Origin of the sequence: Xanthomonas hawaiiensis (assembly GCF_031834635.1) — a bacterium.
Lineage (GTDB): Bacteria > Pseudomonadota > Gammaproteobacteria > Xanthomonadales > Xanthomonadaceae > Xanthomonas_A > Xanthomonas_A sacchari.
Map to the genome: position 1 here is coordinate 4,706,566 of NZ_CP115873.1, position 21,132 is coordinate 4,727,697.

At 71.0% G+C, this 21,132-nt stretch carries 20 protein-coding genes; 12 read left to right on the plus strand and 8 right to left on the minus strand.

Going from position 1 to position 21,132, the window contains the following annotated elements:
* Nucleotides 1-460: 460 nt before the first annotated feature.
* Nucleotides 461-754 (plus strand): DUF2782 domain-containing protein, encoded by a 294-nt coding sequence (locus PG878_RS20120; RefSeq protein ID WP_017910345.1) that lies wholly within the window; start codon nt 461-463, stop codon nt 752-754.
* A 238-nt stretch (nt 755-992) separates the two neighbouring features.
* On the opposite strand, the gene PG878_RS20125 is transcribed toward PG878_RS20120, so the two are convergent.
* Nucleotides 993-1,439, minus strand: coding sequence for a universal stress protein (locus PG878_RS20125; RefSeq protein WP_209030109.1), 447 nt, complete (start codon nt 1,437-1,439; stop codon nt 993-995).
* Between the two features lie 85 nt (nt 1,440-1,524).
* Nucleotides 1,525-2,085 carry a sugar O-acetyltransferase gene (locus PG878_RS20130; RefSeq protein WP_209030108.1) on the minus strand — a complete coding sequence of 187 codons (561 nt, stop codon included), beginning with the start codon at nt 2,083-2,085 and terminating at the stop codon, nt 1,525-1,527.
* Nucleotides 2,086-2,324: 239 nt separating this feature from the next.
* On the opposite strand from PG878_RS20130, the gene PG878_RS20135 reads away from it, so the two are divergent.
* The 7 genes from PG878_RS20135 to PG878_RS20165 all read left to right on the plus strand — a co-directional run bounded on the left by PG878_RS20135 (nt 2,325) and on the right by PG878_RS20165 (nt 9,339).
* The gene (locus PG878_RS20135) at nt 2,325-2,621 is read left to right on the plus strand and encodes a hypothetical protein (protein ID WP_209030107.1); all 297 of its coding nucleotides are present in this window, start codon (nt 2,325-2,327) and stop codon (nt 2,619-2,621) included.
* A 480-nt stretch (nt 2,622-3,101) separates the two neighbouring features.
* Entirely contained in the window at nt 3,102-5,039 is a 1,938-nt protein-coding gene (locus PG878_RS20140; RefSeq protein WP_209030106.1) for a M61 family metallopeptidase, read from the plus strand.
* Between the two features lie 120 nt (nt 5,040-5,159).
* Nucleotides 5,160-5,900 carry an endonuclease/exonuclease/phosphatase family protein gene (locus tag PG878_RS20145; RefSeq protein WP_209030105.1) on the plus strand — a complete coding sequence of 247 codons (741 nt, stop codon included), beginning with the start codon at nt 5,160-5,162 and terminating at the stop codon, nt 5,898-5,900.
* On the plus strand, nt 5,897-7,102 hold the full coding sequence (clsB, locus tag PG878_RS20150) for a cardiolipin synthase ClsB (protein ID WP_209030104.1): 1,206 nt from the start codon (nt 5,897-5,899) through the stop codon (nt 7,100-7,102). The genes PG878_RS20145 and clsB overlap by 4 nt, the downstream gene beginning before the upstream one ends.
* The gene (locus tag PG878_RS20155; protein ID WP_244672493.1) at nt 7,099-8,028 is read left to right on the plus strand and encodes a lysylphosphatidylglycerol synthase domain-containing protein; all 930 of its coding nucleotides are present in this window, start codon (nt 7,099-7,101) and stop codon (nt 8,026-8,028) included. The genes clsB and PG878_RS20155 overlap by 4 nt, the downstream gene beginning before the upstream one ends.
* Before the next feature lie 216 nt (nt 8,029-8,244).
* The gene (locus PG878_RS20160; RefSeq protein ID WP_209030102.1) at nt 8,245-8,739 is read left to right on the plus strand and encodes a hypothetical protein; all 495 of its coding nucleotides are present in this window, start codon (nt 8,245-8,247) and stop codon (nt 8,737-8,739) included.
* 3 nt (nt 8,740-8,742) lie between these two features.
* Complete coding sequence (locus PG878_RS20165) at nt 8,743-9,339, plus strand: hypothetical protein (RefSeq protein ID WP_209030101.1); 597 nt, start codon at nt 8,743-8,745, stop codon at nt 9,337-9,339.
* Nucleotides 9,340-9,375: 36 nt separating this feature from the next.
* On the opposite strand, the gene uvrD is transcribed toward PG878_RS20165, so the two are convergent.
* Nucleotides 9,376-11,577 carry a DNA helicase II gene (uvrD, locus tag PG878_RS20170; RefSeq protein ID WP_209030100.1) on the minus strand — a complete coding sequence of 734 codons (2,202 nt, stop codon included), beginning with the start codon at nt 11,575-11,577 and terminating at the stop codon, nt 9,376-9,378.
* 70 nt (nt 11,578-11,647) lie between these two features.
* Nucleotides 11,648-12,529, minus strand: a complete 882-nt coding sequence (locus tag PG878_RS20175) for a LysR family transcriptional regulator (RefSeq protein ID WP_209030099.1) — start codon at nt 12,527-12,529, stop codon at nt 11,648-11,650.
* Between the two features lie 115 nt (nt 12,530-12,644).
* Here PG878_RS20175 and PG878_RS20180 point away from each other — a divergent pair, with 115 nt between their 5' ends.
* Nucleotides 12,645-14,162, plus strand: coding sequence for an MFS transporter (locus tag PG878_RS20180; protein WP_209030098.1), 1,518 nt, complete (start codon nt 12,645-12,647; stop codon nt 14,160-14,162).
* Nucleotides 14,163-14,471: 309 nt separating this feature from the next.
* Here the strand turns inward: PG878_RS20180 and PG878_RS20185 are convergent, their stop codons facing one another.
* From PG878_RS20185 to rpmB, 4 genes are all read right to left on the minus strand, one after another.
* Nucleotides 14,472-15,899 carry an FAD/NAD(P)-binding protein gene (locus PG878_RS20185; RefSeq protein WP_209030097.1) on the minus strand — a complete coding sequence of 476 codons (1,428 nt, stop codon included), beginning with the start codon at nt 15,897-15,899 and terminating at the stop codon, nt 14,472-14,474.
* A 111-nt stretch (nt 15,900-16,010) separates the two neighbouring features.
* On the minus strand, nt 16,011-17,429 hold the full coding sequence (gene cls, locus PG878_RS20190; protein WP_209030096.1) for a cardiolipin synthase: 1,419 nt from the start codon (nt 17,427-17,429) through the stop codon (nt 16,011-16,013).
* A gap of 159 nt (nt 17,430-17,588) precedes the next feature.
* On the minus strand, nt 17,589-17,756 hold the full coding sequence (gene rpmG / locus PG878_RS20195; RefSeq protein WP_169411268.1) for a 50S ribosomal protein L33: 168 nt from the start codon (nt 17,754-17,756) through the stop codon (nt 17,589-17,591).
* A 10-nt stretch (nt 17,757-17,766) separates the two neighbouring features.
* A complete protein-coding gene (gene rpmB / locus PG878_RS20200; RefSeq protein ID WP_010342733.1) occupies nt 17,767-18,003 on the minus strand; it encodes a 50S ribosomal protein L28 in 237 nt (78 codons plus the stop codon).
* Nucleotides 18,004-18,301: 298 nt separating this feature from the next.
* Between rpmB and PG878_RS20205 the strand changes: the two genes are divergently transcribed.
* From PG878_RS20205 to PG878_RS20215, 3 genes are read left to right on the plus strand one after another with little or no spacing between them, the layout of a single operon-like run.
* Complete coding sequence (locus PG878_RS20205; protein WP_017908581.1) at nt 18,302-18,640, plus strand: hypothetical protein; 339 nt, start codon at nt 18,302-18,304, stop codon at nt 18,638-18,640.
* Nucleotides 18,641-18,696: 56 nt separating this feature from the next.
* Nucleotides 18,697-19,950 carry a TolC family protein gene (locus PG878_RS20210; protein ID WP_209030095.1) on the plus strand — a complete coding sequence of 418 codons (1,254 nt, stop codon included), beginning with the start codon at nt 18,697-18,699 and terminating at the stop codon, nt 19,948-19,950.
* Complete coding sequence (locus PG878_RS20215; RefSeq protein ID WP_209030094.1) at nt 19,947-21,131, plus strand: efflux RND transporter periplasmic adaptor subunit; 1,185 nt, start codon at nt 19,947-19,949, stop codon at nt 21,129-21,131. Before PG878_RS20210 ends, PG878_RS20215 begins: the two co-directional genes overlap by 4 nt.
* The last annotated feature ends 1 nt before the right edge of the window (nt 21,132 follow it).

Sequence of the window (21,132 nt, forward strand, 5' to 3'; positions counted from 1 at the left end):
GGCTGCGCCCGTACCCTCATCCGCCCCTGCGGGGCACCTTCTCCCGACGGGAGAAGGGGGCAGCCAAAGCCCCTCTCCCGCCGGGAGAGGGGTTGGGGTGAGGGTCCGGCGCGAAGCGACTCGCTGACTTGATCCACGAGGCTGCGCCCGCACCCTCATCCGCCCCTGCGGGGCACCTTCTCCCGGTGGGAGAAGGGAACAGCCAGGAGCCCCTCTCCCACCGGGAGAGGGGTTGGGGTGAGGGTACGGCGCGCAGCGACCCGCTGACCTGGATCCACGAGCTTCGCCCGTACCCTCATCCGCCCCTGCGGGGCACCTTCTCCCGATGGGAGAAGGGAACAGCCAAAGCCCCTCTCCCACCGGGAGAGGGGTTGGGATGAGGGTGCGGCCACCATTCGCACACCGCATGCGGACACTCGGCGCATACTCTGCGCCTGTCCTGCCCGTGGAGTACACCGCAATGAAAGCCCTGATCCTCGTTCCGCTGTTGCTGCTGGCGGGCTGCGCCTCGACCGGCCTGGGCCCGGACGGTGCACCGATGGATGTGCGCGGCGCGGAAACGACCCAGCGCAAGATGGACAACGGCGATACCGTCGACGAATACCGCGTGGGTGGCCAGTTGCGCATGGTCAAGGTGACCCCGGCGCGCGGCCCGGCCTACTACCTGTACGACCGCAACGGCGACGGCCATATGGAAGTGGACGGCAGCAAGGACAATGTCTCGCCGGTGTACTGGAAGTTGTACAGCTGGTGACACACACCTGGTGCGCTGCCGACCGTCAGCGCACCAGGAAATGTTTCCCCATCAGCCGGAGCGGCGTGCTGCGCGCAGCGCCGGATGGCGGGTCGACCCGCCTGTCGCAGCATTGCCTCCGTGTCTGGTTGCGCGAAAGGCACGGCGCGCTGCGGCGCCCGCGATCGGCCGTTCCCGCCGAACGCAGGCCGCCGACGTTCCACCACCTGGACCGCGCTGGCCTGCGCCGGGCAGGGCCTCAGCGGATCACCAGCACCGGGATCTGGCTGTTGGCGAGCACTTCCGCCGTCTGGCTGCCGAGCAGGACCCGGCTCATGCCGCGGCGGCCGTGCGAGGTCATCACGATCAGCTCGCTGTTGCAGGCCACGGCCATGTCGATGATGCCCTCGGCGGCGTAGCGGTCGAGCACGTGACGGCCGTGCGCGGTCACCCCGGTCGCCTCGGCGGCGGCCAGTGCCGGCGCCAGGATCTTCTGCGCGCCGGCTTCGCGGTCCTGGCGGTATTCGGGGCTGGCCTCGTAGCCCACGCTCCAGCCCATCGCGTCGTACATGCCCATCGCCCACGGCTCGGACACGGTGACGATATCCACCTCCGCGCCGAGCGCGGCGGCCAGCGCCAGGCCCTGCTGCAGGCCCTTGGCGGACAACTCGGAACCATCGATGGCGATCAGGATGCGCTGGTACATGGCGGTGCTCCGGTAACGCCGCGCGTGGCGGCCAGGAAAGCATTGCACACCCGCTGCGCAGCGCTCGCCTTGACCCGGATCAAATTCAGTCGCTGTGCGGCTTCAGCGGCCGCGCCGGATTGCCGGCCACGCGCGCGCCGGCCGGCACGTCGCGGGTGACCACGCTGCCGGCACCGATCACCGCGTCGTCGCCGATGGTCACGCCCGGCAGCACGATCGCGCCGCCGCCGATCCAGACGTTGCGCCCGATCGTCACCGGCCGCCCCAGTTCCAGCCCCTCGGCGCGCTGCGCGGCCTCGCGTGGATGATCGGCGGCGTACAGCTGCACCGCCGGCCCGATCTGGGTGCCGGCGCCGATGTGCACCGGCGCCACGTCCAGGATCACGCAGTTGAAGTTGAGGAACACGTCCTCGCCGAGGTGGATGTTGTAGCCGTAGTCGCAATGGAACGGCGGCCGTACCACCGCGCCGCGTCCGACCGAACCCAGTCCTTCGACCAGCAACGCGTGTCGCCGCGCCGGCGGTTCGGCCAGCGCCGCGTTGTAGCGCCGCATCCAGGCGCTGGCCGCGTCCTGCTCGGCCTGCAGTTGCGCATCGTTGGGGCGATACGCCTCGCCGGCCAGCATCTTCTCTTTTTCGCTTCGCATCCTTGCCCTCCCAGGCGGTGGTGAACCGGCATGATCGCATCGCGCTGCGTGACGGCGCACGCCCGCCGCGGGTCATGCCACATGCTTAGCCGTTGCGGCGATGTCATGACCTGCGCGCCACGCCGCATTCACCGTCCGGCAACGCACGCGCATCCGATCATCGAACGACCGTGCCGGCGATGCGGGGCCGCGCGGACGTTTTCCCCAGACAAGAGTTTCCCCAGACAAGGTGGTGCACGATGTCCCAGCGTGTGGAAGCAGGTCAGATGGTGTTCGTCGCCGACGGCGAGGTCGGTGTGGGTGCGGTGCGCGAGGTGCGCGACGGCGGCGCCACGTTCGTCGTCAATATCGAGAACGGCGGCGATTTCGTGGTGCCGGCGAGCGCGGTGCGCGACGTGCATTTCGGCAAGGTGATCCTGGCGGTCGAGCACCTGCCGGCGCCGCTGCGCGAGGCGTTGCGGCATCCACACGCTGCGGAGTTGCCGACCTCGACCTATGCCGCCAGCGATCCGAACGATGGGGCGTTGAAGGACTAGTCGCGCGCCGACACGTACGCGGTGGCGTAAAGGCTGCCGACTGCGCCGCGCTGGCATCGTCGGCCAACGGTTGGCAGCGGTGAGCGCGTGCCCTTGCCTGGGTGCCTGCGTCCTCGATCAAGACACCGTTCATTGAGGACGTCATCGCGAGTTCAATCACCGCGCGTCGCGGCTGAAGCCGCTCCCACAAGGCCACGGTCGGCATGGCGGATGCACTCTCCGTCTGCGCGATCCGGGCGATCCGATCGCCCACAGGCACCGCGATGGCAACCGCGGACTGAGAACACCCCAGTCGCTGGCGATGAAACAGGTCGCCGAGGTCATCGTCGTGCCCTGCACCCCGACCGCCACAGGCCACACGGCTTCCGCATGCACCGCATCGCCTGGCTTTCCTAGGCCAGACAGACACAGCACGCCAGCGATGGCAGCAAGTGCTAACGTTCCGCGTTTCCGCACCCATCCCGCCTTCCGGAGCCGCGCATGTCCGCCACCGCTTTCCCCGTTTTCCGTCGCGCCCGCCGGGCGCTGGTCCTCGGCATCGGCCTGGCGCTCGCAGGCGCCGCGCAGGCGCAGGTGGTGCGCACGCCCGACGTGCCGGCGCCGCAGGACACGCCCTATCCCGGCACACTGACCCTGCAGGTGGACGCCGGCGACGTGCGCCAGGGCATCTACCGGGTACGCGAGACCATCCCGGTCAGCGCCGGGCGGCTGACCCTGCAGTACCCGCAGTGGATCCCCGGCGACCATTCGCCGAGCGGGCCGGTGGCGATGCTGGCCGGCCTCACCCTCACCGCCAACGGCACGCCGCTGCCGTGGCGCCGCGACACCTTCGACGTGTACAGCTTCCACGTCGACGTGCCGCAGGGCGTGAGCGCGATCGAGGCCAGCTTCCAGTACCTGTCGCCGCGCGACGACGGCTTCGAGATGACCGACAAGATGCTGCAACTGGAGTGGAACAAGGTGGCGCTGTATCCGGCCGGCCACGACACCCGCGGCATCACCGTGACGCCCAGCGTGACCCTGCCGGCCGGCTGGGAGTTCGGCACCGCGCTGGAGACCGCCAGCCGCGACGGCGCCACCACCACCTTCAAGCCGGTGGACTTCACCACCCTGGTCGACTCGCCGATCTATGCCGGGCGCTACTTCAAGCGCGTGGACCTGACCCCGGCCGGCGGCGCGCCGGTGCACCTGGACGTGGTCGCCGATGCGCCGCGCTTCCTGGACATCAGCGCCGAGCAGCTGCAGGCGCACCGCAACCTGCCGGTGCAGGCGATCAAGCTGTTCGGCTCGCACCACTACGCGCACTACGACTTCCTGTTCTCGTTGTCGGACGTGCTCGGCGGCAACGGCCTGGAGCACCACCAGTCCAGCGAGAACGGACTGGCCGCCGACTACTTCAGCGCCTGGGACGAGAACGCGCCCGACCGCGACCTGCTCGCACACGAGTACACGCACTCGTGGAACGGCAAGTTCCGGCGCCCGGCCGACCTGTGGACGCCCACCTTCAACGTGCCGATGGGCGACTCGCTGCTGTGGGTCTATGAGGGCCAGACCCAATACTGGGGCTATGTGCTGACCGCGCGCGCCGGGATGTGGACGCCGCAGCAGTTCCGCGACGCGCTGGCGATGACCGCCGCCAACTATGACCGTAACCGCGCCGGCTTCCGCTGGCGCTCGCTGGAGGACACCACCAACGATCCCACCGCCGCGCACCGTGCGCCGCTGCCCTACCGCAGCTGGCAGATGAGCGAGGACTACTACAGCGGCGGGCAGATGGTGTGGCTGGCGGTGGACGCCAAGCTGCGCGCGATGAGCGGCGGGCGCAAGTCGCTGGACGACGTGGCCAAGGCCTTCTTCGGCGTCGACGACGGCAGCTTCGCGGTCAAGACCTATACCTTCGACGACGTCGTTGCCGCGCTCGACGGCGTGGTCCACTACGACTGGGCCGACTACATCAACCGGCGCGTGTACCAGGTGGATCCGCCACTGCTGGAAGGCCTGCAGGCCAGCGGCTGGAAGCTGGTGTACACCGACCAGCCCAGCGCGTTCGAAAAGCAGTACGACGGCCGCCACCAGTCGGCGCGGCACCGCTACAACTTCGCCTGGTCGATCGGCCTGGTGATGAACGACGACGCCAGCATCAACGATGTGCTGTGGGACGGGCCGGCGTTCAAGGCCGGGGTCAGCAGCGGCGCCACGGTGCTGGCGGTGAACGGCCAGGATTACTCGCGCGACACGCTCAAGCAGGCCATCGCCGACGCCAAGGGCGGCAGTGCGCCGATCGTGCTGACGCTCAAGTACCAGGGCGGCGTGCGCGACGTGCCGGTGAACTACCACGACGGCCTGCAGTATCCGCACCTGGTGCGGGTCGAGGGCACGCCGGACTACCTGAGCAAGATCATCGCCGCACGGCGCTGAGTCCACGCCTGCCGCCGCTGCCGGAAACGCAGCGGCGGCACGTGCGCGACGCGACGCCGTCACGCGCCGCACGCGCACGCCGGCGACAATGGCGGACGTCGTTTTTCGTCCCGCTCCGGCATGCCTGCGATCGAGTTGCTGACCATCAATGCGCACATGGGCTTCAGCCTGCTGAAGCGGCGCTTCATGCTGCCGGAGTTGCGCGCGGCGCTCCGCGCCCTGCCCGCGGACCTGGTGTTCCTGCAGGAAGTGCTGGGCGAACACCAGCTGCATGCCGGCCGCCACGCCGACTGGCCGGCGAAGAGCCAGTACGAATTCCTCGCCGACACGCTGTGGCCGCAGTTCGCCTACGGCCGCAATGCGGTGTATCCGCATGGACACCACGGCAACGCGTTGCTGTCGCGCTTCCCGATCGCCTCCTTCGTCAACCGTGACGTCTCCATCGCCGGCCACGAGCACCGCGGGCTGCTGCATGCGGTGCTGGAAATTCCAGGACATGATGTGGCGGTGCACGCGATCTGCGTGCACCTCGGTCTGCGCGAGACGCACCGGCGCCGGCAGATCGGCCTGCTCGGCGCACTGATCGCCGAACTGCCGGCACAGGCGCCGCTGATCGTCGCCGGCGACTTCAACGACTGGCGCCAGCGCGGGCATCCGCTGCTGCAGCGGCATGGCCTGACCGAGGCCTTCGCGCACCTGTACGGACGCGTGGCGCGCAGCTTCCCCGCGCGCTGGCCGCTGTTGCCGCTGGACCGCATCTATGTGCGCAACGTGCGCATCGAGACCGCGCGGGTGCTGACCGGCCGACCGTGGTCGCACCTGTCCGACCACGCCCCGCTGCACGCCAGGATCGTGCTGTGAAGCGGGCCGTGGACCGCGACACGCGCTGGCGCCAGGGCCATCGCCTGCAGTTGCTGGAGAACGGCGATGCGTACTTCCCGCGCGCCTTCGCCGCGATCGACGCGGCCCGGCACGAGGTGTTGCTGGAGACCTTCATCTGGTTCGAGGACAAGGTCGGCCTGGCGCTGAAGGACCACCTGGTCGCCGCCGCGCGCCGCGGCGTGCGTGTGCACCTGCTGGTAGATGCGTTCGGCTCGCCGGATCTCTCGCCCGGCTTCGTGCGCGAACTGACCGAGGCCGGGGCCGAACTGCGTCTGTTCGACCATCAGCCGACCCTGCTCGGCATGCGCTTGAACGTGTTCCGGCGCATGCACCGCAAGCTGCTGGTGGTGGACGGGCGGATCGGCATGATCGGCGGCATCAACTGGTCGGCCGATCACCTGGCCGATTTCGGTGCGGAGGCCAAACAGGACTACGCGGTGGAGGTGCACGGCCCGGTGGTGGCGGACATGGTCGCGTTCGTACGCCGGACCCTGGCTACCCACGGCACCGGCGCCGGCTGGGTGCCGCAGGAGAAGGTCGATATGCCGCCCGCCGGCGAGGCCGAGGTGTGCTTCCTGCCGCGCGACAATGCCGGTCGCTCGCGCAGCATCGAACGCGCCTATCGGCAGGCGTTCCGCAGCGCGCGGCACGAGATCGTGCTCGCCAATGCGTATTTCTTCCCCGGCTATGGCTTCCTGCGCGATCTGTGCGCCGCCGCGCGCCGCGGGGTGGCGGTGAAGCTGATCTTCCAGGGGCAACCGGACACGCCGCTGGCGCTGTTCGCCGCACGTGCGTTGTACCGGCATCTGGTCGACGCCGGCGTGCACATCTTCGAGTACTGCGAGCGCCCGTTCCACGGCAAGGTCGCGGTGATCGATGGGCACTGGAGTACCGTGGGATCGAGCAACCTGGATCCGCTGAGCCTGGCGCTGAACCTGGAAGCCAACCTGGTGATCCGCGATGCCGCCTTCGCCCGCGACCTGCACGGGCGCCTGCAGCGGCTGATGCAGCGGCATTGCCGCGAGGTCGTGCCCACGCAGGTGCCACGCGGGCGCTTCTGGCAACCGCTGCTGCGGCCGCTGCTGTTCCACCTGCTGCGCAACGTGCCGCAGTGGGCCAGCCGCCTGCCCAAGCGCACGCCGCGCACCGCGGTGTTGCGGCGCAGCCGGCACACGCCATGAACCGCACGCACTGGCGCCTGCTGCGTCGCATCGCCTACCTGGCCTTCCTGGCGCTGGTGGCGGTCCTGCTGGTACGTGCGGCGCGCACCGTGGACTGGGCGCAGGTCGGCACCACCCTCGCCGGCTACGATGCCCGCACCCTGGCCGCCGCGGCCGGAGTGAGCCTGGCCAGCTACCTGCTGTATGCCGGTTACGACCTGGCCGCGCGGCGCTACGCCGCGCATGCCGTGCCGACACCGCGGGTCATGGCGATCGCGGATATCGCCTACGCGTTCAGCCTGAATGTCGGCGCGCTGATCGGCGGCACTGCCCTGCGCTACCGTCTGTACGGACGCGCCGGGTTGGGCCTGGCGACCATCAGCCGCGTGGTCGGCTTCGCCATCGCCACCAACTGGGTGGGCTATCTGCTGCTGACCGGCGTGCTGCTGGTCAGCGGGCGCCTGCGCATGCCGGCGCAGTGGCCGCTCAGCGGCGCGGCGCTGCCCTGGATCGGCGCCACGATGCTGACCACGGTGCTGGCGTATCTGATCGCCTGCAAGCGCGCGCATGGCCGCACACTGCAGGTGCGCGGCCACGTCCTGCATCTGCCGCCGTTGCCGCTGGCGCTGCTGCAACTCGGCCTGGGCACCGGCAACTGGGCGCTGATGGGTGCCTTGCTGTACGTGCTGATGCCGGCCGGCGTGGCGTACCTCTCGGTGCTCGGCGCACTGCTGGCCGCGGCCGTGGCCACCGCCATCGCGCACGTGCCGGCCGGCATCGGCGTGCTGGAAGCGGTGGTGCTGCCGCTGCTCGGGACGCAGGCGCCGCAAGCGGAACTGCTGGCGGCAGTGCTGGCGTATCGCGCCTTCTACTACCTCGGCCCGCTGCTGCTGGCCTGTGCGGGCTACGCGCTGCTGGAGGCGCGGCGGCGGCGCGGCGCAGGCTGAGCGCGGCCATGCACGCGGCCGGCCCAGCCCCCTGACCACCGCACTTGTTGCGGTACGCCTCCGGTGCTAGCGTCGCAGCGCACGCGTCCTGGAGCAGGACGGTCATGCCGCCGCACGGATGCGCTCTTCGGCGCCCCGGTACGGTCGACCGCGTCAACGCGCGCAGCGCACACCATTGGCTGTCCTCATCGCCGCACACCATTTCCGGGAGGTCGCATGAAACCGCTGTTCGCCGTCGCGCTCGCGACGCTGCTGTCGCCGTGTCTGTCCGTCTCCGCCGCACCCGTTGCGCCCTCGCCCCTGCTCGGCAACTGGGCCGTGGACGTGGCGCGCCTGGATCGCCCCCCCCAGGATCGGCCCAAGGCCGTCACCCTGCGCTTCAGTGAAGCGGGCAAGGGCAAGTGGGCGGTCAAGGTCGACATCGCCGAACAGGGCGGCGGCACCATGCATGCCGAAGGCGTCGCCGCGCTCGATGGCCGCGCCACGCCGGTGAAGAACAGCTTCGAGGCCGATGTCTTTGCCCTGCAGATGCCCGCGCCCAACGTTCTGGTGATGATGCTGTCCAAGGACAGGAGCGTGGCCTCGACCCGCATCTACACCGTCGCCGCGGACGGACGCTCGATGACCGAGACGGTCTCCGCATTCGCACCGGACGGCACGCCGACGATGCGCACCAATTACTTCACCCGCGTCGCGGCGTCGCAGCGCTGACGCATGCGCAAGGTGATGCGTTGCCTGCGCACATCAAGACGCGGGCTGCCAAGGATGGCCGCCGCGGCCATCTGGACGAGCCTGCTCGGCGGCTGCGGTGCGGCGGGATCGCCATCGCATACGTCGCGCAGCGAACCGCCGCCGGTCTGGATCGGCATGCCGTGTTCGGCAACGACACGGGGTCAGGATCGGCAACTGGTCGCATCGCCTGCCGACACTGCGAGGATCTGCGTGGATCGCGGTGCGGCGCGCCTGGACTACCGCCCGGATGCGCTACGCATCATCGTTTACCGCAATGAGGTCGCGGCATTGCTGATGCAGTGCGCCGCGCCGCAGCAGGCAGCGGCGTTCTTTCGCGAGAACCAGGGGAAGCGCGCAATTCTGGTCGTGGGTGACACTGCGATCAGCGAACCTCACGTTTCATTGCCCATGATGGGGTGCGGGTGGCAATCCGCCAGCGACCTGCAGGACGCCATCACCCAATGCGAGCGCATCGCCACCGCCTGGTCACGGCCGACGCAACGTTGCTGGACCCTGTGCGATCAGGCCGAGAACGCGGGCAATGACGGCATCTGCATCGCGCACAAGCGCACGCCATGATCGCGAGACGGCACGAGGTCCGCCCGCTGCCGTCATTCACAACACCGTCAGATTGGCGTACGCCATCACCAGCCACTTGGCGCCGGCCTCGTCGAACTGCACCTGCACGCGGGCGTGCGCACCGCTGCCTTCGTAGTCGATGACCACGCCGCCGCCGAACTTGGGATGCTGCACGTTGGCACCGAGCTTGATCGCCGGGGCCTCGATCACGCTGTGCCCCAGGCTTCGCGGCGCGCCCAGCGAGGCGCTGCGCGACACCTGCACCTTCGGCCGCACTTCGTGCAGCAGCTCGCGCGGGATCTCGCGCAGGAAGCGCGAGGGCACGTTGTAGTTGTCCTGGCCGTGGATGCGCCGCGATTCGGCATAGCTCAGCACCAGCTTGTGGCGGGCGCGGGTGATGCCGACGTAGGCCAGGCGCCGCTCTTCCTCCAGGCGCCCGCTCTCCTCCAGCGAACGCGCGCTGGGGAACAGGCCGTCTTCCATGCCGGCCAGGAACACGATCGGGAATTCCAGACCCTTGGCCGAGTGCAGGGTCATCAGTTGCACGCCCTCCTCGCCGGCCTGGGCCTGGCCTTCGCCGGCCTCCAGCGAGGCATAGGCCAGGAACGCGACCAGTTCGGTCATCGCCTGGCGGCCTTCGTCCGCGTCCTCGTCGCCGTCGGCGCGGACGAAGCGCGAGGCCACCGACACCAGTTCGTCGAGGTTGTCGGTACGCGACTCCGAATCCAGCCCGCCGCGGCTCTCCTTGCTCCAGTGCTCGCGCAGGGTGGAGCGCGCCAGTACCTGGTCGATCTGTTCGGGCAGCGGCAGCCCGGCCACGTCCAAGGCCAGTTGCTCGATCAGGCCGAGGAACTGGCCCAGCGCATTGCGCGCGCGTGCGGCCAGGTCGCCGCCCTGCTGCGCGGCCTGTTGTGCCGCCGCCCACAGCGACAGCGACTGCGCGCGCGCCAGGCGCCGCACCTCGTCGAGGGTGCGGTCGCCGATGCCGCGCGCCGGCGTGTTCACCGCACGCTCGAACGCCGCATCGTCGGCGCGGTTGGCGACCAGGCGCAGGTAGGCCAGGGTGTCCTTGATTTCGGCGCGCTCGAAGAAGCGCATGCCGCCATAGACCCGGTACGGCACCTGTTCGGCGATCAGCGCCTCTTCGAACGCGCGCGACTGCGCATTACTGCGGTAGAGCACCGCCGCCTCGCTGTAGCTGCCGCCGTCGCGTACCCATTGGCGCACGCGCTCGACCACGTAGCGCGCCTCGTCCACCTCGTTGTAGGCCGCGTACAGGTCGATCGGCTCGCCGTCGCCCGAGTCGGTCCACAGCTGCTTGCCGATGCGGTCGGGGTTGTGCGCGATCACCGCGTTGGCGGCGTTGAGGATGTTGGCACTGGAGCGGTAGTTCTGCTCCAGGCGGATGGTCTGCGCGCTGGGGAAATCGGTGAGGAAGCGCTGCACGTTCTCGACCTTGGCGCCGCGCCAGCCGTAGATCGCCTGGTCGTCGTCGCCGACCACGAACACGTGGCCGCTGTCGCCGGCGAGCACGCGCACGAATGCGTACTGGATGGCGTTGGTGTCCTGGAACTCGTCGACCAGGATCTCGCCGAAGCGGGCGCGGTAGTGCGCCAGCAACGCCGGGGTGTCGCGCAGCAATTCGTGCGCGCGCAGCAGCAGTTCGGCGAAGTCGACCAGGCCGGCGCGGTCGCAGCGTTCCTGGTACAGCGCGTAGGCGTTGCGCAGGGTGGTCACCCACTCGTCGCGCGGCTCCGGCTGGATGTGCTGCGCGCGGCGGCCCTCGTCCTTCTGCTGGTTGATCCACCACACGATCTGCTTGGGCGGGAACTTGCCCTCGTCCAGCTCCAGTTGCTGCACCACGCGCTTGACCAGCCGCAGCTGATCGTCCGAATCGAGCACCTGGAAGCTTTCCGGCAGCTTGGCGTCCTGCCAGTGCAGGCGCAGCAGGCGGTGCGCCAGGCCGTGGAAGGTGCCGATCCACATGCCGCGGCTGCCGTTGCGCAACTGCAGGTCGGCGCGGTGGCGCATCTCGCCCGCGGCCTTGTTGGTGAAGGTGACCGCCAGAATGCCGTGCACCGGAACGCCATGCACCTGGTGCAACCAGGCGATGCGATGGGTGAGCACGCGCGTCTTGCCGGAGCCGGCGCCGGCCAGGACCAGGTAGTGGCCGGGCGCAGCGGAAACGGCCTCGCGCTGGGCGGGGTTCAGATCGTCGAGCAAATGGGAGACATCCACCGCCGCATTTTACCCGCTGCGGCGGCGCAGCGGCTGCGACAGCGCGTGCCGCCCAGCAGGCGACGTGGCGTCACTCGGTGCGGAACAGCCGTTCGGCGAGGAAATCCACGAACACGCGCAGCTTCGGCGACAGTTGCCGGCGCGACGGCCACACCACGAAGAACGCGCCACCGTCGGCCATGTGCGCGTCCAGCAGCGACTGTAGGCGGCCGTCGGCCAGCGCGTCCTGCGCCAGGAACGCCGGCATGCAGGCGAGGCCCATGCCGGCGATCGCCGCGGCGCGCACCGCTTCCATGTTGTTGCAGGTGAGCACCGCCGGCGGCAGCGGCGCCGGTTCGGCCAGCGGCCAATCCTGCGCCTTGCCGGTGTCGGGCACGCGGAACAGCAGGCCGTCGTGCGCGGCCAGATCCGCCGGGGTCTGCGGCACGCCGCGGCGGCGCAGGTAATCCGGCGCGGCGCACAGGCAGAAACGGAACGGCCCCAGGCGTCGCGCCAGCAGCCGCGAGTCGGCCTGCACGCCGCTGCGGATCACCGCATCCAGGCCGTGTTCGAGCAGGTCGACCACGCGGTCGTCGAACGCCAGGTCCAGCTCCACGTCCGGATAGCGCTGGCGGAACTCGGGCAGCAGCGGCACCAGGAAACGGTAGCCGATGGTCGGCAGGCCGACCCGCAGCCGCCCGCGCGGCGCCTGGCGGGTCTGCGCCAGCGCCTCCTCGGCCTCGCGCAGGTCGGCCAGCACGCGCTGGCAATGCTCCAGGAACAGCGCGCCCTCGGCGGTCAGCGCGATGCGCCGGGTGGTTCGCTGCAGCAGGCGCACGCCGAGCTCGCGCTCCAGCGCGGCCACGCTCTTGCCCACAGCCGAGGCCGAGAGGCCGAGCACGCGGCCGGCACCGACGAAACTGCGCTGCTCGGCGGCACTGACGAAGGCGACGATGCCGGTGAGGCGGTCCATGCCGGGATATTAGAGCGTTTTATTCCGCAAAGCGCGGAGGATTGCGGTCTTTTTCGCGGATTGCCGCCTCGGTATCTCTAGTGGCGTCCCGATCTCCGCCGCAAGAGTCGCTCCGATGACCTCCGCTTCGACCTCCCGCTCCACTCCCATGCCGCGCCGCGGCGCCGCCCTGGCCGCAGTGTGCCTGGCCGCCCTGGCGCTGCCGCTGAACTTCTCCGGCGGCGCCGTCGCCACCCCGGCGATCGGCGCGGCCCTGGGCGGCAGCGCGCTGGCCCTGGCCTGGATCACCAACGCCTTCATGCTCAGCTTCGGCAGCCTGCTGCTGGCCGCCGGCGCGCTCGCCGATCGGCATGGACGGCGCCGGGTGTTTCTTGGCGGCCTGGCGCTGTTCGCCCTGGCGACCCTGGGCGTGGCCGTGGCCGGTTCGGTCGCGGCGATCGATCTGTGGCGGGCGCTGCAGGGTGTCGGCGCCGCCGCCGCGCTCGCCGCCGGCACCGCGGCGCTGGCGCAGCTGTACACCGGCGCGGCGCGCACGCGCGCGTTCAGCCTGCTCGGCACCACCTTCGGCACCGGCCTGGCGTTCGGCCCGCTGGCCGCCGGCGCCCTGAGCGAACGGCTCGGCTGGCGCGCGATCTTCTTCGGCGTGGCCGCGGTCGCGGCGCTGGCGTGGGCACTGGCTGCGCGCTGGCTGCCGGCCTCGCGCAACCCGGCCGCCGGACCGCCGGACCGCGCCGGCGCGCTGTGTTTCAGCGCGGCGCTGGCGCTGTTCACCGCCGGCCTGATCCAAGGCCCCCACAGCGGCTGGGGCAACGCCGTGACGCTGACCCTGCTCGGTGCCGCCGCGCTGCTGCTGGTTGCCTTCGTGCGGATCGAACGGCGCCGCCACCATCCGCTGCTGGACCTGAGCCTGTTCCGCTACCGGCGCTTCGTCGGCGTGCAGTTGCTGCCGGTCGCCACCTGCTACAGCTACGTGGTGCTGCTGGTGCTGCTGCCGTTGCGCATGATCGGCGTGGATGGCGCGCCGGCCGCCAGCGCCGGCCTGACGCTGCTGGCGCTGTCGGCGCCGATGCTGCTGGTGCCGAGCCTGGCCGCCGCATTGGCGCAGCGCATCGCCCCGGCTTGGCTGTCCGCGGCCGGATTGGCGGTGGCCGCGGCCGGCCTGTGCTGGCTGGGTGCACGGCCGCCGGCGCAGGCGTTGCCGGCGCTGCTGCTGATCGGCGCCGGCACCGCCCTGCCCTGGGGCCTGATGGATGCGCTGTCGGTCAGCGTGGTGCCGACCGAACGCGCCGGCATGGCTGCCGGCATGTTCGGCACCCTGCGCGTGGCCGGCGAAGGCATCGCCTTGGCCAGCGTGGCGGCCCTGCTCGCTGCCTTGGTGCAGATGCGGCTGGCCGCGGTCGCGCCGCTGCTGCCGCACGCCATCCTGGCGGATACCGCGCAACGGCTGGTCGCCGGCGATCTACCGGCATCCTTACAGGAAGGCGCGTTGTCCGCAGCGCAACTGCGCTTGGCCTATGCCGCAGCCTTCGGCACGCTCACCCGGGTGCTGGCGGCGATCACCGCGCTGGCGGCGATCGCGATCTGCGTGCTGCTCGGGCGCACGCCACAGGACGCGGTCGAGGCAAGGCGCTGATCGCGATGGGACACGCATGTGCGGGAGTCACCTGTCATGCAGCGCGACAAACGAAGCCGAAAGCCGACTGACACCCTCCGTCGTCGGGACTGAAGTCCCTCCCACAGTGCAGTCCTCCGACAAGGTGAGTGCCGCACCTGAAGGAGCGGCTTCAATTGCGACCGGCACGGCCAGTACTGTGCGTCGCGGCTGAAGCGCTCCTACGCGGTCGCACGTCGGTCCGCCGTGGTAAACGCAAGCGATGCGAGGCGTATGCCCATACCTCGGCCGCGCCGCATCGGATCGCCGCAAACGCGCGGCCCGCGGCGCTCAGTGCGCCGCGGCAGGCATCGGCAACTCCAGCGCCAGCAGTGCCTGCGCGGTCTGCTGCGCCTGCACCCGCAGTTCGGGGATCGCCAGGCTTTCCCACAGGCTGCCGATGCGCAGGCTGCCGAGAACGCGGATGCGCGGCGTCGCCTTGCCATCGGCGTCGAGCAGCGCGCCGTCCGCGGCGCTGCCCACGCCGATGCCATGCGGTCCCGGCTGCGCATGGCCGCAGCCGAGCAATTGGTGCAGCAGCGGATTGCGCATGGTCTGCGCGCGCAGTTCGACGCCAGTGGCGTTGATCACGCAGTGCGCGTCGAGCTGCAGCGGCACGCCGTCGGCGCCCATGCCGTTGACCTGCACGCAGGCGCCGACCGGGAACACCGTGTCCAGCCGCGCGCGATGCAGGCGCAACTGGCCGACCCGGCGCATCGCCTGCAGTTGTGCGAACACCGGCGCAGCGATGCGATGCCGGTGCACGTCCCAGTAGCGCACCACGTGGCGCAGGAAGCGGCGCTGCTCGGTCACCGACAGCGATTGCCACAGCGCCTGGCTCAGCGGCCGCACCCGGTCCATCACGCTCTGCCAGGGCCGGCCCTGCGCCTGCGCCGCGGCCGCGTGGCGGCGCAGCGCGCGCATCCGCTGACGCAGCGGCATCGCCAGCAGCGCCTGCGCATCGAACTCGGCCGGGGCGCCATGTGCGGCATGCGGCAACGGCAGCAAGGCATGCCGCGAGACCACGTGCACCGGGCCGCGGTGCGCGTTGGCCAGCAAGGTCAGCACGCTGTCGGCCATGCTCAGCCCGGAGCCGACGATGCACACAGTGGCCTCGCGCGGAATCGCCTGCAACTGCGCGTAGTCCCAGGCCTCGACCCGCGTCGGCGCATCCAGACTGGGCGCGCCGCGCGCCGGCAACGGGCGCAGGCTGTTGCCCAGCGCCAGCACGGTGGCGCCGGCATGCAGCTGACCGCCATCGTGCAACTGCAGGCGTTGTCCACCCGCCGGCTGCGGATGCAACGCCACTACCCGCGCCTGGCGCCATTGCAGACGCGCCGGCCCGGCGGCCTGCGCCTGCAGCAGGCGCGTGCGCAGATAGGCGGCGTAATGGCGACGCTGCACGTAGGCCTCGGCCAGCGCCGCGCGCGACAGCTGCGGATACAGCGCCTGCTGCTGCAGCCAGTCGAGGAAGTCGTCGGGCGCCTCGGCGAAGGCGCTCATGCGCCCGGCCGTCACGTTCAACAGGTGTTCGGCGCAGGGCGTCGCATAGGCCACGCCCTGCGCCAGCGCCGGCTGGGATTCGATCAGTTGCACGCGCAGCGCGGTGCCGGCCTGGTGCAGCAACTGCAGCGCGACCAGCACGCCGGCCGCGCCGCCGCCGACGATGGCGATGTCGCAGTCGTCGTCGGCCGGTTCGCTGGGCACAAGCTCATTCATGCCGCGATTGTAAGGGAAGCCCCCACCGGCCCGGCCCACGACTGAGAACCGTGGTGCATGTGCCGGCACCGATCGCGCATGAGCGCGTCATGCGCCTGTCATCGGCGTGCGTCACATCAGTGCATCGGCCAGGCGCGCGATGCCTTCGCGGCTGCGCCGCCAGGCCGGTCGCTTGCGCCAGTCCTGCAACGTCAGCACCCGCGCGTCGGCCAGGTAGTCGGCCTCCACCGCGCGCAGCCGCTGCACCACCGCGGCGCTGTAGCACAGCATGCCGACCTCGGCGTTCAACGCGAACGAGCGGATGTCCAGGTTGATCGAGCCGACCAGGGCGATGCCTTCGTCCACGCTCAGGTGCTTGGCGTGCAGGAAGCACGGCCGGTACAGCGCGATCTTGACCCCGCTGCGCAGCAGCTCGTCGTAATACGCCTCCTGCGCCCAGGCGGTGAGCCGCTGGTTGTTGCTCTCGGACAGGATCAATTGCACGTCCACCCCGGACAGTGCGGCGATGCGCAGCGCGCTGAGCGTGGCTTCGTCCGGCACGAAGTACGGCGTGACCATGACGATGCGCCGCCGTGCCAGATGGATCAGCGCGTTGACCGTGTCGCGCGCGTTCTCGAACGGGTACGCCGGCCCGCTGGGCAGCAGCTGCGCGGCCACGCCGCCACCGTGGATGGAGGCCGGCGCGACCACGCTCAGGCGCTGCCCGGTCTCGATGAACCAGTCGCTGGCGAAGACCGCTTCCAGGTGCGCCACCACCGGCCCCTGCACCCGCGCCACCAGCTCGCGGTTGGGATGGCCGGGCACGAACTGCGGTTCGGCCAGGTTCTGCGAACCGATGTAGCCGACGCGGTTGTCGATCACCGCGATCTTGCGGTGGTTGCGCAGGTCCATGCGACCGCTGCGGCGCCAGCGCAGCCCGCCCGGCAGCAGCGCCTGCACCTCGACCCCGGCCGCATGCAGGCGCCTGCGGTAGCGGCGCAGGCCGCGGCGGCCGCCGCGCGCATCCAGCAACAGCCGGCACTGCACGCCGCGCGCGGCGGCGCGCAGCAGCGCCGCGCTCACCGCATCGCCGACCGCGTCGTCGAACATCAGGTAATACAGCAGGTGCACGCGCTCGACCGCCGCGTCGATGTCGTCGATCAGCGCCTGCAGCGAGGCCGCATAGCGGTCGAGCAGCTCGACGCTGTTGCCGTGGGTCGGCATGAAGTCGCCCTGGCGCTCGACCAGCGGCACCACCTCGGCGACCACGGTGTCGGCCGGCGGCGCCCAGCGCAGCGCGGTCAGCGGCACCTGCTGCTCGCGGATCACCTGCGAGGCCAGCGCCTGGCGGCGGATGCGCTCGCGCGACAGCCAAGGATGGCCGAGCAACAGGTACAGCGGCAGCCCCAGCAACGGCACGAAGCCCACCAGCAGCAGCCAACTGCGCGCCGCGCCGGGCGTGGTGCGGGTGGGGATCCACAACAGCGCCACCAGCCGGATCAACCAGTCCAGCGCCAGCAGCCACGTGCCTTCCAACCAGACCGGCAGCATCGCGATCCTCGCAACCCAGGTCGCCCGATTCTGCGGACTGCGCCGGCAAACGCAACCATGGCCGTAGCGGCGGCAGGGTTTTCCATCCCCAAGACGCACGAAACCCGCCTCGCGGCGGGTTCCGTGTGCAACGTGAGCAGCGATCCGAGGATCAGCCGATCACTTGATCTTGCCTTCCTTGTACAGGACGTGCTTGCGCACGACCGGATCGTACTTGAGGAATTCCATCTTCCCCGGGGTGTTCTTCTTGTTCTTGTCCGTGGTGTAGAAGTGGCCGGTACCGGCCGAGGAAATCATACGGACCTTATCGCGCTTGCCTGCCATGATGCTCTACTCCTCAGACCTTTTCGCCGCGCGCACGCAGCTCAGCCAGAACGGTGTCGATGCCGTTCTTGTCGATGGTGCGCAGCGCGTGCGCGGAAACCTTCAGCTTGACCCAGCGGTTCTCGCTGGCGACCCAGAAACGGCGCTCGTGCAGGTTGGGCAGGAAACGACGACGGGTCTTGTTGTTGGCGTGGGAGACGTTGTTACCCGTCTGCACACGCTTGCCGGACACTTGGCATACGCGGGACATTGCGCACCTCGATAGTAGTTGGGTCGCCCATAGCCTGGGAGACGGCGGCCCCGGCAGCCTGCGGCCACCACGCGACGTGGGAAATCAAACGGTTACGCTGGGAAAGGCCGGCCGGAGATCGCGCATCCGGCCGCCGGCCCCGACCTCGTCGGGCACAGCGAGCCGCGCATTATGCAGGCGATCAAGGGCTTGTGCAAGTTGTCCACAGGAGCAGGCGACGCGCGCGGGTCCGGGCCGAGGGACCCGGCGGGCGTTGCTATTGTATCCGGCGCAAGCCGCTTGCTAGCCTCCCCAGACCATGCGCCGCCTGTTCCGTCCACTGCGTACCTCCCTGCTGATGCTGCTGCTGGCGGCGTTCGTGGTCGTGCCGGTGGCCGATGCGCTGGCCTGCGCGCTGGAGCCGGAATCGGCCGACGCGGTGCACGCGCCCGCCGCGGCGCATGCCGATGGCGAGGACAGCGACGGCAAGCATGCCGGCGCCTGCAGCCACAACCATTGCCACCACTCGAATCTGAGCCTGCCGGCGAGCGCCCTCGCCGTGTTCGGCGCGCCGCGACCGGCGCGCTGGATGCAGGCCGTCGACGCGTCCCCTGCGGGCGTCGTCCAGGACGGATTGAAGCGCCCGCCCAGAGCGTGAGTTGAGCGTGTCCCGCGATCGCGGGGTTCCGTTTCCCTCACCTCTGGAATTTGCTCATGTCGACTCCGACACGTCGGCCGCCGCGCGCGGCCGGGCGGGTCGTCGCCGTGCTGCTGGGCCTGGCACCGGCCGCGCTGGCGATGGCGCAGACCGCCCCTTCGTACGACAGCTTGCTGCAACGCCTCGACCAACTGCCCGGCAGCCGCGTCGGCGCGGCGCTGACCGAGGCCGCCGATGCGCGCGCCGAACAGGCCCGGGCGCTGCCTAACCCGTCGCTGTCCTGGTCCACCGAAAACGCCTGGGGCAGCGGCACCTATGCGGGCACCGGCCGGGCCGAAACCTCGCTGACCCTGTCGCAACCGCTGGAACTGTGGGGCCAACGCGGCGCACGCATCCGCGCAGCCCGCGCCGAGGCCGACGCGGCCGCCATGCGCGGCACGCAGCACCGCAGCGAGGCCGCCAGCGAGATGGCCTCGGCCTACGCGCTGGCCGAAAGCGCCCTGCGCCGCTATGCGCTGGCCGAGGAAGCGCTGGGCCTGATCGGCGACGATGCGGCCGCCGTCGAGACGATGGTCGCGCAGGGCCGTGAGCCGCAGCTGCGCGCAGTACAGGCGCGCAGCGAAGTGGCCGAGGCCACCGCGGCGCTGGACGAGGCGCAGGCGTTCCGCGACGCGGCGCTGGCGCGCCTGGCGGCGATCGCCCTGCTGGAAACGCCGGTGCAGTCCCTCGAGGGCAGCCTGCTCGACCGCACGCCGCCGTCGCCGCGCGCGACCGAGGCGACAGCGCTGCCGGTGCGCATCGCCGCCGCAGAGGCCGAAGCTGCCGACCGCCAAGTCGAGGTGGAGCGCAAGCGTGCCCTGCCCGAGCTGAGCCTGACCGCCGCGCAGACGCGTTTGCGCGAGGACCGCGCCCATGCCTACACGCTCGGCGTCAGCCTCAGCGTGCCGCTGCTCGACCGCAACCGCGGCGGCATCCGTGCCGCCAGCGCCGAACGGCGCGCGGCCGAGGCGCGGCTGGAGCAGCAACGCCGCGCCAGCGCCGCCGACCGCCTGTCCGCGCTCGCCACGCTGAAGGCCGCCGACAGCCGCACGCGCGCCGCCGACGCAAGCGTGGCCGCCGCGCAGGAGGCTTACCGCCTGGCCCGCATCGGCGTCGACGCCGGACGCATCGCACAACTGGAGCTGCGCAGCGCCCGCGCGGCGCTCATCGCCGCGCGCGGCACCGCGGTGGACGCGCGCCTGGCGCGCGTCGCGGCGGAAATCGCATTAGCCCGCCTGGAAGGGCGCGCGCCGTTCATGGAGGCACAATGAACCTGTCCCGTTCGATTTCCCTTGCCGGCAGCGTGCTGCTGGCACTCCTGCTGGCCGCCTGCGCCGACGACAAGCGGGCCACCCCGGCGGCCGATGACGCGCACGGCCATGGCGCCGAGCACGCGGACGCAGCGCGCACGCCAGCGGCCAAGACCGCGTCCAACGCCGAAACCGACGATGTGGTGCGGCTGACGCCGCAACAGATCGCCGCCTCCGGCCTGGACGTGGTCGCGGTCGGCCGCGGTGGCGGCGCCTCGGTGCGCCTGGCCGGCCGGGTCGAACCGGTAGTGGGCGCGCGCGCCTCGGTCGCCTCCACGGTGACCGGGCGGGTCGAGCGTGTGCTGGTCGCGCCGGGTGCCGCGGTGCAGGCGCAGCAGCCGCTGGCCATCGTGGTCAGCGGCGAGGCCGCGGTGTTCCGCGCCAATGCGCTGGCGGCCGCGGCCGAGGCCAAGGCGGCCGGCCTGGCGCATGACCGCGACCGCGCCCTGGTTGCGCAGGGCGTGGTCGCCCGCCAGGAACTGGAAACCTCGCATGCGCGGGCACTGGCGGCGCAGGCCCAGGCCGCCGCCGCGCAGGCGCAGGCCGCGGCCAGCGGCGCCCCCGATGCCAGCGGCCGCGTGCGCATCGTCAGCCCGGTGGCCGGCATCGTCGGCAACGTGCAGGTCACGCCCGGCAGCGTGGTCGCGGCCGGCAGCGTGGTGGCCGAGGTCGCCGATCCGGCGCTGAACGAGCTGGTGTTCAGCGCGCCGCCGGCGCTGGCGGCGCAGGTCTCGCCCGGCATGGCGCTGGAGGTGAGCGGAACGGGTGGCAGCTTCGCCGCCAGGGTCACGGCGGCGGCGGCCGACCTGCGCCAGCAGGGCGGCGCCGCGGTGATCCGCGCGATGCCGATCGATGCGCCCTTGCCGCCGGCCGGCTCACCGCTCTCGGCGGTGCTGGTCACCGACGGCCAGGACGGCGCGCTCAGCGTCCCCACCGATGCGGTGCAGACCGTCGAGGGCCGCAACGCGGTGTTCGTGGCGGTCGCGGGCGGCTTCAAGGCGCAGCCGGTGCTGGTCGGGCGGCGCGCCGGCGACCGCATCGAGATCCTCGGCGGACTGCGCGGCGACGAACGCATCGTCGGTGCCAACGCGTTCCTGCTCAAGGCCGAACTGGCCAAGGGCGACGCCGAACACGGCCACTGAG

Bases quoted from the DNA above. Each gene is read 5' to 3' on its own strand.
- PG878_RS20130 (WP_209030108.1), bottom strand. From the start codon at position 2,085: ATGCGAAGCGAAAAAGAGAAGATGCTGGCCGGCGAGGCGTATCGCCCC.
- PG878_RS20135 (WP_209030107.1), top strand. From the start codon at position 2,325: ATGTCCCAGCGTGTGGAAGCAGGTCAGATGGTGTTCGTCGCCGACGGC.
- rpmB (WP_010342733.1), bottom strand. From the start codon at position 18,003: ATGTCCCGCGTATGCCAAGTGTCCGGCAAGCGTGTGCAGACGGGTAAC.
- PG878_RS20160 (WP_209030102.1), top strand. From the start codon at position 8,245: ATGAAACCGCTGTTCGCCGTCGCGCTCGCGACGCTGCTGTCGCCGTGT.
- PG878_RS20155 (WP_244672493.1), top strand. From the start codon at position 7,099: ATGAACCGCACGCACTGGCGCCTGCTGCGTCGCATCGCCTACCTGGCC.
- PG878_RS20215 (WP_209030094.1), top strand. From the start codon at position 19,947: ATGAACCTGTCCCGTTCGATTTCCCTTGCCGGCAGCGTGCTGCTGGCA.
- cls (WP_209030096.1), bottom strand. From the start codon at position 17,429: ATGCTGCCGGTCTGGTTGGAAGGCACGTGGCTGCTGGCGCTGGACTGG.
- PG878_RS20205 (WP_017908581.1), top strand. From the start codon at position 18,302: ATGCGCCGCCTGTTCCGTCCACTGCGTACCTCCCTGCTGATGCTGCTG.
- PG878_RS20145 (WP_209030105.1), top strand. From the start codon at position 5,160: ATGCCTGCGATCGAGTTGCTGACCATCAATGCGCACATGGGCTTCAGC.
- PG878_RS20120 (WP_017910345.1), top strand. From the start codon at position 461: ATGAAAGCCCTGATCCTCGTTCCGCTGTTGCTGCTGGCGGGCTGCGCC.
- PG878_RS20210 (WP_209030095.1), top strand. From the start codon at position 18,697: ATGTCGACTCCGACACGTCGGCCGCCGCGCGCGGCCGGGCGGGTCGTC.
- PG878_RS20125 (WP_209030109.1), bottom strand. From the start codon at position 1,439: ATGTACCAGCGCATCCTGATCGCCATCGATGGTTCCGAGTTGTCCGCC.
- PG878_RS20140 (WP_209030106.1), top strand. From the start codon at position 3,102: ATGTCCGCCACCGCTTTCCCCGTTTTCCGTCGCGCCCGCCGGGCGCTG.
- PG878_RS20180 (WP_209030098.1), top strand. From the start codon at position 12,645: ATGACCTCCGCTTCGACCTCCCGCTCCACTCCCATGCCGCGCCGCGGC.
- PG878_RS20175 (WP_209030099.1), bottom strand. From the start codon at position 12,529: ATGGACCGCCTCACCGGCATCGTCGCCTTCGTCAGTGCCGCCGAGCAG.
- PG878_RS20165 (WP_209030101.1), top strand. From the start codon at position 8,743: ATGCGCAAGGTGATGCGTTGCCTGCGCACATCAAGACGCGGGCTGCCA.
- PG878_RS20185 (WP_209030097.1), bottom strand. From the start codon at position 15,899: ATGAATGAGCTTGTGCCCAGCGAACCGGCCGACGACGACTGCGACATC.